We start from the raw sequence: 13,059 nt of genomic DNA on the forward strand, positions 1-13,059 counted from the left end.
ATCACCATCCCCCTGAAGCCCCACCACCACCAAAACTTCCGCCACCACCTCCGAACCCACCGCTCCCACCGAAGCCACCCCCAAAACCTCCTGACCGCCCCATCGGCCAGGACTGTCCCGACCATCCTATTCCAGGGCCACCTAGTAGATGACCCTGAGATAAACCTCGGCCAGTCGTATTGAAAACACTCACAAGAAGCGACGTCGCCGCACCGGCTAATAAGCCAAGCCACAATGCGGCGGGAAATGCGATAAAAAACGAGATCACCGTCCCAATAACGCTGCCATTGAATCGTTTCCGAGATCCTAAAAAGAGACCAATGAACGTTCCCAGCATCACCGCAATTAGAAAACTATCCCAGAGTCCCAAGCCTTCTGCTCCGGTGGGTTCGACTGATGATGACGCGACATACGTGCCTTCGATCGTACCGAGAATCGCTTGCGTCCCGGCGACAATTCCTCCAGAAACGTCTCCAGCCCGGAATCGTGGAACGATTTCATGTCGAATGATTTGGGAACTTTTTGCATCCGTGAGTGTGCCTTCCAGGCCGTATCCTACCTCAATTCGGATTTTTCGTTCCTGGATGGCAACCAAGAACACCACACCATTGTCCGTACCTTTTTGTCCGAGTTTCCACTTAGAGGCCACACGATGGGTCAATGGCGCAAGTGGCTCGCCTTCAAGTGAAGGTAAGGTCAAGACCACTACCTGGTTTGATGTCTTGGATTCGTGTGAAGTGAGAAGCGATGTAAGACGAGAGCGATCGGTTGACGAAATCACATGTGCTTGGTCAACAACGTGGCTTGTGAGAGGTGGGACTTCTAAACTCCAGGCTGGAATCACAAAGAAAAGAATTCCTAGGACACACCAGCCTCCACACTGGACAACCAGCCAGGGCGGCTTTTGTATCATGACATCGAACCCTTCACCACCGGACTAGAACTCAATAGCAGGAGGGGTGGAGATGGCACGTTCGTCTGCAACAGAAAAATTCTCTTTCACCTCAAGGTCTAAAAGGTATTTGGCCGTTAAATTCGTCGGAAAGAATCGAACCCCTTTATTGTACTCGGCAACTTTATCAATATAGCGTTTACGGGCCACCGTAATACGGTTTTCAGTCCCTTCCAACTGACTCTGTAAATCACGAAAGTTTTCATTGGCTTTCAGGTCAGGATACCGTTCAACCACCACCATCAAGCGGGAGAGGGCAGAAGTTAGTCCCTGCTGTGCCTGCTGGAATTTTTGAAAGAGCGTTGGATCTTTGAGGGCTTCAGGAGTGACCTTAATGCCAGCGACCTGCGACCGTGCGTTCGTCACACTTTCTAACGTCTCTTTCTCATGCGACGCATACCCCTTGACGGTGGCGACTAAATTTGGGATCAAATCAGCTCGACGTTGATATTGATTTAAGACCTCACTCCAAGCGGCATTGGTTTCCTCATCCAGGGCTTGCAGATCGTTATACCCACAGCCACTCATGAACAAGAGGCTTAGACTCAACAGCATGACCGCAAGGCGGAGCAAGATTCGCATCATCGGAGCCTCCTCATTAGACTATACACATGTATCCCACACTGATCCCATTCGTACAGCACTATGACACACCATAACCCAATCCCCATGCACGGTTCTACGAATTCTCTTTTATTGACATTGAATGTGTGAGCCAGTGAGTTTGAAGGACCATCAATTACGGGAAATAGAGAGGGAACATCTGAGTTGTGTCATGATAGCAAATAAAAACAACCGGACATGTGTTTTCTAATTAAAACCGGATGGATTTTTTCCCATCTTTATCAAGGACTGTCTTGAAAATTTCTAGTTTTGTCCAAGAACTAGGGTTTCAGACAGTTGTTTCTCGACGGATAGTTGTTGAGGATGATCATGAGGATTGAGGAGAACATGTGTCCTTTCGATACCAAGAAATCCTACTCAAGATGTTCGAAATCAGGAACGTCAGTTGTTTTTGTCCATATAGATTTAAGGTTTCAGTTGGAATTTTTTTCAGTTTAGCAGTCTCGTGATGAGCTTCATTACTTCACCTGGTTGTAATAAGAACAAAGCACAGACCTTTTACTATTGAGGTCAGGGTCCATTAATAACTTTTGTTGATCAGTTGAGTTGTTAGACGCAGAAAATGCTCACATTAACTAGGTGCAACTTCCAAAAACAACTCATGATAAGAAGGGAGAGATGAATGAAGTGGAGATTTGGTCAACTGTGGGTCTTGTTGCTATTAATGACGGGGTGTACGCTTCCCATTACAGATGGATACCACCACGAACTTCCTAATTCGAAAACACAGGTTATAGTGTGGGGGAATCATCCGGCCGTGGTGGAAACCACAACGACCTGGCTCCAGAAACACGGCTTATTGACATTAGACCCAACCACCATCGGGGAAACCCTGAAAACGAAAGACATTCGCTGGACTCATACATTCCAAGACGAACGATCTATCCTGAAAGCCGCTCAAGAATTAGGGGTGCAAGAGGTTGTGTTCGCAAACCGTTATGGAGATCGTCGGGCTCCATCTGTGTCGGTACGAGGAGTAGATGCCAAGACCAACCGATTATTGTGGATAGGTAGTGGACGATATCCCGAGTATCTGACACAACCAGAAAACGATATTGTGACTAAGTTGACATGTCAGGCATTGGCGACCGCTTGGGGATATAGATTACCGGGTAAAGATTGGGTGGACTCTTCTATAGAGCGGTGTCTAGTTGACGAACTTCAATAAGGAGAAATTTGAATGGTCTTCCGTCTAATCACGCCTCCACTGACTTCTCGATTGCGCAGAGCTGCTTCACACACTTTCATGAACTCTCTGACAGACAAAAACAAATTTTATGGAAGAAGTTTTCGCCTGCCTATCATGTTGGCACTCATTGCTCTCAGTCTCTCAAGTTGTAGTGGAATGCAAACAACAACCAACACTGAAAGGACGACGTGGGAACAACTCTTGTTGTCTCAGTCTCTTAAACGTACCTTGGATTCAGCAAGAATACCGCTCGACCCCGGAGCCTCGGTCAGCGTCAAAACCGCCGGGCTCACCGATGATAAAGATTTTGCTCAAGAACTGGTCGTGGGATGGTTACGAGAAAAGGGCTTACAAGTTCAATCTGAGAATGGCACATATCTTATCCGAGTCATTCTTCATGCATTTGGCACAGAACAAAGCGAATCCTTCGTGGGACTTCCTGCCATTGAAAGCACGATTATTCCCATTGCCTTACCAGAATTATCTCTGTATAAGGCGACCAAACAACGAGGATACTCACGGCTTCAACTAGAAATCTCCGATACGAAAAGCGGCGCGCTCATTGCCTCTTCACCGATTTACGAAGACGATGTCTATTTTAATCAATATATCTTTTTGCTTGCGTTTGGACGGACGTCAACAGATATTTCGCCTCCTCCTTTATGATCAACTATCAAGCAAGATCTTGTGACCGGATGTTTCCTTTCTTACAATTTACATTGAGCATAAGTCTGTCATAAATTAGCCAATAAGTCACAAGTTCAAACTTTTATCAGTATATGAAGTACCGTCAATTTGGTCCCACTGAATTTTCTGTTCCCGTTATCGGGCAGGGGACGTGGAATATGGAAGCTCTTTCCACACGGGAATTTTCCAGCATAATTGAGCACGGGTTGCAGTTAGGTATGACGCATATCGATACCGCCGAGATGTATGGAGACGGCCAGGTGGAAATCCTATTGGGGAAAACCATTCCTCAATGGCGCGACCAAATTTTTCTGGTGAGCAAGGTTTTGCCGTCCAATGCGTCGCGGAAAAACACGAGAAAGGCCTGCGAGCAAAGTTTACGGCGATTGAAGACAGATTATCTCGACTGCTACCTCCTGCATTGGCTCGGTCCTCATCCGTTAGAAGAAACCTTTGCCGCGTTTGAAAAACTGCAGGAGGACGGAAAAATCCGATCGTGGGGACTGAGCAATGTGGATGAACCTACCTTGACCAGTGCATTGGCACTCACGGCCGCAAAAAGCATCACCTGCAACCAAGTTCTGTATCATATGAAGGAACGAGCGATTGAACATGCCATTCTGCCATTTTGTGCCAGACAGAATATAGCCGTGGTGGCCTATAGTCCGTTCGGATCCGGCAGTTTTCCTTCTGCGACCAGCAATGCCGGAAAGGTTCTTTCCGCCATCGCCTTAAAGTATGAGGCCTCTCCCAGGCAAATCGCCCTGGCGTTCCTCCTACGGCATCCCTTCGTGTTCGTTATACCCCAAACTTCCCAGATCTCCCATGTCGAAGACAATGCCCGTGCCGCTGATATCGTGCTCTTAGACGAAGATGTGGAACGGCTGAATCAGACATTTCCTCTCGGTCCTCGCCGAGAAGGCATTCCCACTCTTTGATTAAAGGTCTTATAAGCCGTGTGGTATATCGCGAACACAAGGTTTATGAAGATGTCTGTCACCGAAAAAGCTTAACTTCTACCACACCACACCCACGAGGATATTTCAAAATGGGGGTTCCTAGTAGCTGACGGATGGCCGACCCACCGGTATGTGTTCAGCGGGATGATATGTTCGGTTAAAGTAAGCGTTACCACTTACGGGACTGATAAAGAGAAGGATCTGCTGCATGCCGAACAGTGAGATAAAACAGGGCAAGGCTTAACCTAAACCTTGCCCCATCATGGATAGAATTTGGTCTTCAGTTTAAACGCCGACAGCCTGTCTCTGGGTGCCTGCACTCGCGCCTACTTTGCGGCATTCCTCCGCGCACCGACGACAAGCTTCGGCGCATCGACGGCAATGATCATTTTGATGTTTTTCACATTCTGTAGCGCATGCATCACAAATAGTTGCACAGATATTGCAAATTTCAGCACTAAACTGAGAGTCTCGGCTCATAAACGATGCACAGGACCAGCAGAGATCAGCACAATCGATGCAATTTCTTGCACAATCCGGCATCTCGCCTAAACACTGATTTCCACATGATTCGCATGCCTCAGCACATTGAACACAGGCTTCCACGCACGATTGATATTGATGCGCCATAACAAGACCCTCCTTTTGTTTTCGGATGCGGTCCGTTTACCGCATCCGAAAGTTACATGTTACAATGAGTGCCGTGAAAAAGATCGAGACATATAAAAACGAATTGTCGAAAGGCGATCGATAGAGAAATTCCACCGTTTCTCGCCCAATAACTTCTTTATGGATTAGGAAAGGTTATATACTTCACCTATAACCCTGTAATCTCGCGCAACAGAGGTTTCAACTCGCCGCGGCTTCCTCTTTCGATTCCTGAAACTCTTGGGCTAAGGCTTGGGCTTCTTCTTTGCTCAAAATACTTTTGGCCTTTTTAAAAATCTCTCCTTCCTCTTCCTTGACATGATGTTCGACATTTTTCTTCAATTCAGCAAGTTTGGTATTCCACTCATCTGATTCGTGATCCATGTCCTCTAATTCACCGAGCAGATCAGCGACTCCGTTGTGTTCTTCCACGGCTTCCTCGGCAAGGTCTTCCATTTCCGCATGTTCTTTCAGACGAGGATAAAACACATTTTCCTCTCCATAACTATGTGCCTCAAGGTCGCCTTTTAATTGAGCGAATAGCTTCTCTCGGCTTTTGGCCGCTCGGGGACCAGTCTCTTTAATCTTCTTAAATAATTCCTTTACCTCTTGATGATCTTTTTTTAAAACTTGAAAAATGTCCATCGACTTACCCCTCTTATTGATCAGTTTACTGGTTGATAAAAATATTAATATATAAAATACGATCGTCGACTGTGATGAAGTATAGGCACAAGCCATGGCCACGATGAACTGTATAGAACCCTGGAAATGTAATGGAACACGAAAAATTAATGACAGTCATTGCCTCGAGGTGCGGGCGGACAGGCGGAGAGGAGAGGGAGGCGTTTTAGGATAGGGGAAAGACGAATGACTTCAGAGTTTGAAGGTAGAAGAGAAAGGAGAGGTCATATTGCCAAGATCATCATGGACGGCATGGTCATGGCCCACGCTTATTAGACGCTTCGGGAGAATCCCTTCTCAATTGTCAAGAATCCACAACAAGGCAACGAAGCCAGGAAGCTTGCGATGAACCTGTGCCAGGAGTTAGGAGTTGGCGAATATCCAACTCAAGGATGTTCCAGCGTATTGATGATTCGTAGGAACGGTTAAGTTGAGAAACTCTCTCTGACACAGTTATGGGAGGACCGGAATGACTTATGATTCTTCAATAAGTCACATCAGGGAAAAGGATTTTTGCCGATGAGCACCCTACGCTCCAATAGCCTTTTGCCCTTGCTCCACAAACACCCTACCGTATCTTTTGCGTCCTCGGTCCATCCCTCCATTCGTTTACTAGCCTCCTTCGTCATTCTCTGAAGTCGACGTCATGTACGAATAGCTGACCGTGGCGCAAGTAAAAGACCACATCAAAAATTCCAATCGTCGCAGCTGATAGCAGCGCACACAGTCTCAGGGCCAAAGGACGGATTGAATGTGCTGCATGATCTTTCAGGAAAATGTTCTTGTAAAGCCTGGAACTTACATACACATATATCATACCGAACTCAAACACGCAGGGTCGCGTTTCAGGCGACCCCAGTGTGTTTGAGACACCTTAGTGTTTACCGTACGGTTTCTTTTGGCCTGCCTTCGCTTGATCTTTCTTTTGATCTTGAGAAACCGCCGGCTTGTTCTGCCCCGTTTTGTTGGCACCTGGCTTATTGGTGTTCATCTGCCTTCACCTCCCTTCTATGTCAGCCCATTGTGGCTAATCAGAGACCTACCAATACCCTAGCAACCGTTATGCCAATGTGGAATAAGGGATGACCCATAGAATTGCCCATTTTTATGTGATATTTAGGTGCCATGATTGAAGAAGCTATAGGAATATAGACATTTTGCTCCAGGACGAGACAATTTTTCTTCGCCAACATACTAAATCTCTCTTGGCGAGACGCTCATGCATCTTCGAAAAATGGCGAGAAGCAAAAAAGATCAGGGAATTCGATGGTTCCCTGAAAAACACGCATGAGAGACATCAACCCATTGATGTAAAGGGAATGTCACTTGCCTAATTGGCTTCACCACAATTAATGAAAGTTTCACAGCTTGTATTCAATCAAAAATTTTCCGAGGAAGCTAAGAATAATTGTTGTGTTGAAACCAAATCACATGCCTTTTGACGTAAAGATATTCCTCGTGCTGAGCATTCCTGAATTTTTATAGGTATATCATCATAATTCGTCAGACAAAGACGCAACTATGATTCATGAATCCAAGAGAAGAATTTGGCTTGCCTTCAAGAACAAGAATCTAGGTAGGCCTAAGACATACACCAATTAATTTGTCTTGTGAAACAAACTTCTTGTCCCCTTTTTTAACGCGATCTCTGTGCGTCATGTCAACGAAGCCTTCGCGCAGCTGGAAGAGCAACTGAAGAAGATCCCTAAACTATGAATTTATGGAGAGCCGTCAGAAAATGTCCCCTATCACGATAATTTTCTGATTAGGTTTTAGCTTTGTCATCCGCTTTTGTTTGTTATCTTAAAAATGCAGAATGTATCGGTTTAGATAACATTATTGAACAAGAACGAAATGACTTTGGTTTTATTTTTAAATCCGTGCAAGTGTGTTTAGCCTATGAAACATAGTGAATCTCTCGATTGATTGCCCAAATTTGCCTTTTGATCATAAAGGCATAAAAGTTGCGCCAAAGTTGCGCTTATGATGGCGAGAGTGTCCTTCACAACGAAGAAGACATTCATCCCGCAATCTACTAAATCTTCATGATTTCTTAGGCGTGAATAGCGCAAGGAGGTAATCCATGACAGTCAAAAAGAAGGCAAAAACTGCAAAGGCCAAGAGCGTTGTATCTGCTGAAACACGATGTGAAGTCGGGATGTGTAATCCTCAAGGGGCTCAAGGGCTCAAGACCAATCTGAAAAAGGGAAGCACTCACAAGCTGATATCAATCAAGGGACCAGGCTTGTTTCTCGCGGGACATGTATCGAAGCAGGGTGGCGCGAATGATTTGACCTTTGTGACACTCCGTATCGATGGGCGTGTCGTGTTTTCTTTATCCTATGCTGCCGCCAGTAACTTGGGACTGACTCAAAACAACCCACGCGGCCTTGTTCTTTTAAAAGGAGGGCCCGTCCAAGACTTCACTTTTGGATGGCCTGTTCCTCTTACGTTCAAGAAAAGCTTAGAGCTTTCAGTACAAGTCGCAGAAGTAGGCGTTGCACAGATTGTTGCTAATATCATCCGCGGTACTAGTGGATGAGGTTTGCCGCTATCTCGACAACGGTCCTGGAAACTCTGCCGCAAACGACGGCTGAAAAATATTGAAAAAGGGGACATTCTCCTTTTCTGTAGACGTCTCACCATAGAGTGGGTTAGTATAGGGTTATGCCTCGTACTGCTCGAGCCTCTGTCGGTGGACTTTGCTACCATGTCATCAATCGCGGCAACGCGCGCGCCGAGGTTTTCCATAATTCTGGCGATTACCAGGCCTTCCTTGAACTTGTCCAGGAGAGTTTGGAAGAACGACCTCTACGGATCATCGCGTACTGTCTTATGCCCAACCATTTTCATCTGCTCGTGTGGCCGCGAAAAGACGGCGAGTTGAGCCAGTGGATGCAATGGGTGATGACCACCCATGTGCGTCGTTATCACCGGGACCATCAATCGAACGGCCATATTTGGCAGGGACGTTTTAAAGCCTTTCCGATTCAACAGGATGAACATTTACTTAAGGTCTGGCGCTATATCGAGCGAAATCCCGTGCGGGCTCGTCTCGTCACCCGAGCAGAAGACTGGCGGTGGTCAAGTTTGCCCACTCGGGGGAGGTGGCTGCATAGTAGCCCGGTGACACGGCCGTCAGGATGGAAGAAGTTGGTGAACACCGCCAATGCGGACGAGGAAGTCGAGGCGATTCGACAAAGTGTCAATCGGGGCACGCCGTTTGGCCAGACGGCCTGGATGCGGCGAACCGCCAAGCGGTTGGGGCTCGAGGCCAGCATGAATCCTCGTGGACGACCTCGGATAAACTCGTAAGAGAGAACCCCCATCTTTCTCAAAAGGGAGAATGTCTCCCTTTTTTCAGATCCATTCTTCTTCGATCCGCTGAATTTTATTTCTCCATGCCGAAAACACAGAAGTTTATTCAATTATAAATTGATTTAAGCTGTTTTGCGACGCTTCGTTGCTTGGCAAGGTCATACGTAGCTTGAAGGTTCATCCAAACTTTGGCGGATGTTCCCAATGCCTTAGCCAGATCTAACGCAGAGTCGGCAGTAATCCCTCGCTTCCCCTTAATGAGTTCGTTGAGCCGCGTTCGAGTCCATCCCAGTTTATGCGCAAATTGAGATTGATTAATGCCAGCAGGCTCAAGAAATTCCTCTAACAGCATTTCTCCGGGATGGAATGGATTTTTCGGTTGCTTCATCAGACTTCCCCATTCAATGGTAATCAACAATCTGCACATTCAATGCGTTTCCTCCTTCCCACTGAAAAACGACACGCCATTGATCATTGATTCGAATAGAATACTGCCCTTTCCTTTCAAGTTTCCCTTGAGTGCTTCTAGCCTATTACCAGGAGGAACACACGGGTCTTTCAATTCAGCGGCTTCATGTAACACAATAAACCCCTTCGTGCAGTACGCTTTATCTCCTTGCTTAAACAATCAAGTATAAGGCTCAAAGATAATCAAGAAGTCGAGTTTCATCGCTGTGAATTTCTACCTTGAATTGGAAAAGTAGGCATTCTTGATTTTGTAATGTGCTCCATTCGCCGAGCCCTTTGACTGCCAAGTTTATCTGGATCAGTGTTCGAATATCTTCACCTACGGCAGACTGAGGATTTTATACATCTAGAAAAGAAGGATGTCCCTTTTTCTAGGACAGCCCTATAACCGTGAAGAGTTCATTAAACAAAACAGAAACAAACTATGATGTGTATGCGTCTGAAAAACCAACTTTTTTGATTGAGGAGGTTTAATGCTGTAGGCGTCTTAATCACTTGTCAAAGTCTATCTGTAAGATTCGCAACATGGTGATACAAACAAGGGTTTTCACTAGTCGTGCTCATATTTAAACAATGATAAACATAAGTATGAGGAACTAAACTAATATAAATGATTGTATTCGCATGGTCAGCGAAGGTATCAAGTGACAAGGAATCCAATATAGGGATTAGCAATAAAAATGGAATAAAAAGGAAGGTCGCATACTGGTGAAAATGCGAACTTGCATTTTTTATCATGATTGCTTTTGCGACTGATACACTGGACAAATTGCCTATAAAAAAGAAATATTATGGTCCGACAAAGAAGTTCAATAAATCCCGTCATAAAGGTAGGAACGGCTGATTGGATACAAAACCTGTATGCCATTAGACGAAAATGGTGGAAAAAACAAGGAAAGAATATTCTCCGAGCACTATTTTCTTATCTTGGAAGCCAATCATTAATAGGAAATTCTCCAGTGTTCGATGTATCTCAATTTCCCTGGGCCAAAACTCTTGAATTAAATTACGGAGTGATCCGAAAGGAGATGCAGGATCTTCTACAGATGAGAGAATATATTCCATATTTTCATGAAATTTCTCCCGATCAACGGAAGATCTCAATCGGACAAAATTGGAAAACCTTTTTTCTCAAAGGATTTGGGTATGAGTCTGAACAGAGCTGGATACGATGTCCGGAGACTATGAAAGTGTTGAATGAGATTCCCAGCCTTCAAACCGCCTTCTTTTCGATTCTTAGCCCAAATTATCATATTCCCTATCATCGTGGCGTAACAAAAGGTCTTATACGCTGTCATCTCGCCTTATATGTTCCGGAAAAACGAGAGCAGTGCGTCATGCGAGTGGACAATCAGTTATGTCAATGGGAAGAAGGACGTTGTCTTATCTTCGACGACACCTATGGTCACGAGGTCTGGAATGCCACAAATCAAGAACGCGTTGTCTTAGTAATAGATGTAGACCGACCTATGCGATTCTTAGGTCGGGTCATCAGTAAAGGCTTGCTTGTAGGGATTCGAAGAAGTGGATATGTACAAGAAGCTCGCAAAAATTTGAAAATGTGGGAAGACCTTTATCAGCGAGCCGAAAAAAAATGACACATATCACACGCTAAATATATTGTGTGGTTTTACTAAGATCTCTGATCTACGCTCATCTAATAATAGATTCATAACATCAGAAAAAGGCTTCAAGGTGACTTGAAAGCTAAAGGATTGTGCGACGTGTAACGTGTTCCACGATAGTAGCAGATGAATGTTGCAGTATGGCTACGATGATTTTGAGACTAACACGCCGATAGCTTCCGACCCATGATCAACGAAAGGGACGAGGTTTCAAGATTAGATCTAGTTTTACCAGTATTGTAGCGAATCCAATTAACTTCCAGTTTAGAGGAAAGGTCGCCTAGGTGACAATTGCTGTATCCCTCTCACAGCAACGAAGTGCTTCTAATGGTGAGACCTGTTTGCCTCTTGATAGTTCATTATAGGTCGCCTAGACAGCGAAGAACGATGCCCAAACAGCAGAAGGTTATACCCCCTTGGATTTATTACAATGCTTGACGTTTTCTATTTCGTATTGGATAGCGACATTGTATAAGTTAGCGCTTTATCGTTTCGGTATAACTGAAGTGGTTATAACCGCTCTGCAACTCATCCTCAACACTTCGCTTAATCAACCGCACATAGCGCTCAAAGGTGAACAAGCGGTTTTATTTAAGCCCTGTGAATTCTTGTCGTGAATTGACAATTCATATCCTTACACGTCAATTCAATGCGATCAAACTGATTTACAGCTAAGTAAGCTCCAATTTCCACAACGGTAAATTACCTCACCCTCTTTCTGATTTCGCGGTATCTTACTCAGTTCCGTCGCTGCTCGTTCATTAATATCTTTCCGTAGTCCAAAGGCTACAATTTCTACAGTGGATTATTTGACTCGAAGGATCAATCGAGATCTGGTGACTCCGAAGCTTTTGAGTCCTGCAGATATGTCTTTTAACTCTTTGACTTGATAGGGGTCTGCAGAAATGAAGAAAAGCCAAGAAGTCAGCCATCTTCCGGAATCATCTGAAACTAACGACATATTCTGGAACAAGGGAAGTGTACTCATTTACAGAGGTCTAGAAAATGAGTACAGCCTCTCAGACCAGAGAGTTCCCTGTTACTAGCCGGTCAGAATCGCACCCCGAAGGTCAGACTGGGCATCACATTGGTATCGTTATAGCCACGTCCATGATCTAAATCTGTAATATTCAACAAAAAATCACTTGTAAACGCCAGTTGCGGATTGATTTGATAATCCATGCCGACGCCCAATGGAAGAAGAAACGACGTATCCGCTGGCCCAGGATCGGCATGGACAAATCCGATGCCTCCTTGGAACACAACCTTGAATCGATCGTCCGTTTCTGAAATGGGAATCGTATATTTGCCTTGTCCAGAAAATCCTACAAGCGTGAGATCACCCGTAAACCCCAACTGCAGAAGCGGCCCAACGGACACGCGTTCATTCAGATTGGCATCGGCATGTAAATTGAGAGCAAATGCCGTACCGTCAGGGGTATTGGATAAATACCCGATAGCCCCACCCGCACTCCACGATTTTTCTGGCATTGGCTCATCGGCGGCCAGAGCCCAGCTCGGTATCATAAGCAACCCCAAGCCCAACCAGATGACAGCTCCGGTCATGAGACACCACCCGCATTTTCCTGTGTTTTGTTTTTCTCTCATTTAATCTAATCTCCTTTAAAAATGTGCTATGGACGTGAATGTTCGTGCTCAACATCTTGTAGTAACATACCTCCTGCTTTTTATACCAATAGTTTTTTAACGTTTCGTTATTCTCCTGTGCGTGTATTTCCTTATCTTGACATATTCCATATTGTGCCTATAGAGACAAATCGTCTCGATTTTTCACAAATCTATACAGAACATATCGATGGACTGCCATCAAATGGTCATTAATGACCGATTCGTCATGCTCAATCAGCAATGTTCTTCCATTAATTTTGTGACGAGGCGCGATGA

General features: G+C 45.1%; 12 protein-coding genes and 1 pseudogene. 6 read left to right on the forward strand and 7 right to left on the reverse strand.

The genetic code is table 11. From position 1 onward, the window contains the following. Window position 1: 1 nt before the first annotated feature. Both ACWQXP_RS15210 and ACWQXP_RS15215 read right to left on the reverse strand, forming a co-directional pair. Window positions 2–913, reverse strand: coding sequence for a TPM domain-containing protein (locus ACWQXP_RS15210; protein ID WP_454063728.1), 912 nt, complete (start codon window positions 911–913; stop codon window positions 2–4). 24 nt (window positions 914–937) lie between these two features. Continuing rightward, window positions 938–1,537, reverse strand: a complete 600-nt coding sequence (locus ACWQXP_RS15215; RefSeq protein ID WP_454063729.1) for a LemA family protein — start codon at window positions 1,535–1,537, stop codon at window positions 938–940. Between the two features lie 661 nt (window positions 1,538–2,198). Here ACWQXP_RS15215 and ACWQXP_RS15220 point away from each other — a divergent pair. From ACWQXP_RS15220 to ACWQXP_RS15230, 3 genes are all read left to right on the forward strand, one after another. After that, window positions 2,199–2,744 (forward strand): hypothetical protein, encoded by a 546-nt coding sequence (locus tag ACWQXP_RS15220; RefSeq protein WP_454063730.1) that lies wholly within the window; start codon window positions 2,199–2,201, stop codon window positions 2,742–2,744. 12 nt (window positions 2,745–2,756) lie between these two features. After that, window positions 2,757–3,431: a hypothetical protein gene (locus ACWQXP_RS15225; RefSeq protein ID WP_454063731.1), complete on the forward strand. Its 675-nt coding sequence runs from the start codon at window positions 2,757–2,759 to the stop codon at window positions 3,429–3,431. 113 nt (window positions 3,432–3,544) lie between these two features. Continuing rightward, entirely contained in the window at window positions 3,545–4,390 is an 846-nt protein-coding gene (locus tag ACWQXP_RS15230) for an aldo/keto reductase (RefSeq protein WP_454063732.1), read from the forward strand. A 306-nt stretch (window positions 4,391–4,696) separates the two neighbouring features. Here the strand turns inward: ACWQXP_RS15230 and ACWQXP_RS15235 are convergent, their stop codons facing one another. Then, on the reverse strand, window positions 4,697–5,041 hold the full coding sequence (locus ACWQXP_RS15235) for a four-helix bundle copper-binding protein (RefSeq protein WP_454063733.1): 345 nt from the start codon (window positions 5,039–5,041) through the stop codon (window positions 4,697–4,699). A 219-nt stretch (window positions 5,042–5,260) separates the two neighbouring features. Then, complete coding sequence (locus tag ACWQXP_RS15240; RefSeq protein WP_454063734.1) at window positions 5,261–5,704, reverse strand: hemerythrin domain-containing protein; 444 nt, start codon at window positions 5,702–5,704, stop codon at window positions 5,261–5,263. 2,122 nt (window positions 5,705–7,826) lie between these two features. Here ACWQXP_RS15240 and ACWQXP_RS15245 point away from each other — a divergent pair. Both ACWQXP_RS15245 and ACWQXP_RS15250 read left to right on the forward strand, forming a co-directional pair. Continuing rightward, complete coding sequence (locus ACWQXP_RS15245) at window positions 7,827–8,285, forward strand: hypothetical protein (protein ID WP_454063735.1); 459 nt, start codon at window positions 7,827–7,829, stop codon at window positions 8,283–8,285. A 125-nt stretch (window positions 8,286–8,410) separates the two neighbouring features. Continuing rightward, the gene (locus ACWQXP_RS15250) at window positions 8,411–9,058 is read left to right on the forward strand and encodes an REP-associated tyrosine transposase (protein WP_454063736.1); all 648 of its coding nucleotides are present in this window, start codon (window positions 8,411–8,413) and stop codon (window positions 9,056–9,058) included. Between the two features lie 109 nt (window positions 9,059–9,167). On the opposite strand, the gene ACWQXP_RS15255 is transcribed toward ACWQXP_RS15250, so the two are convergent. Then, window positions 9,168–9,488, reverse strand: a complete 321-nt coding sequence (locus ACWQXP_RS15255; RefSeq protein ID WP_454063737.1) for a HigA family addiction module antitoxin — start codon at window positions 9,486–9,488, stop codon at window positions 9,168–9,170. Beyond that, window positions 9,463–9,689: pseudogene (locus ACWQXP_RS15260) on the reverse strand (type II toxin-antitoxin system RelE/ParE family toxin). The gene ACWQXP_RS15255 and the pseudogene ACWQXP_RS15260 overlap by 26 nt, the downstream one beginning before the upstream one ends. A gap of 631 nt (window positions 9,690–10,320) precedes the next feature. Between ACWQXP_RS15260 and ACWQXP_RS15265 the strand changes: the two are divergent. Then, complete coding sequence (locus ACWQXP_RS15265; protein WP_454063738.1) at window positions 10,321–11,127, forward strand: aspartyl/asparaginyl beta-hydroxylase domain-containing protein; 807 nt, start codon at window positions 10,321–10,323, stop codon at window positions 11,125–11,127. A 1,077-nt stretch (window positions 11,128–12,204) separates the two neighbouring features. On the opposite strand, the gene ACWQXP_RS15270 is transcribed toward ACWQXP_RS15265, so the two are convergent. Beyond that, the gene (locus tag ACWQXP_RS15270) at window positions 12,205–12,762 is read right to left on the reverse strand and encodes a hypothetical protein (protein WP_454063739.1); all 558 of its coding nucleotides are present in this window, start codon (window positions 12,760–12,762) and stop codon (window positions 12,205–12,207) included. Window positions 12,763–13,059 lie beyond the last annotated feature (297 nt).

The organism is Candidatus Nitrospira salsa, assembly GCF_965152625.1.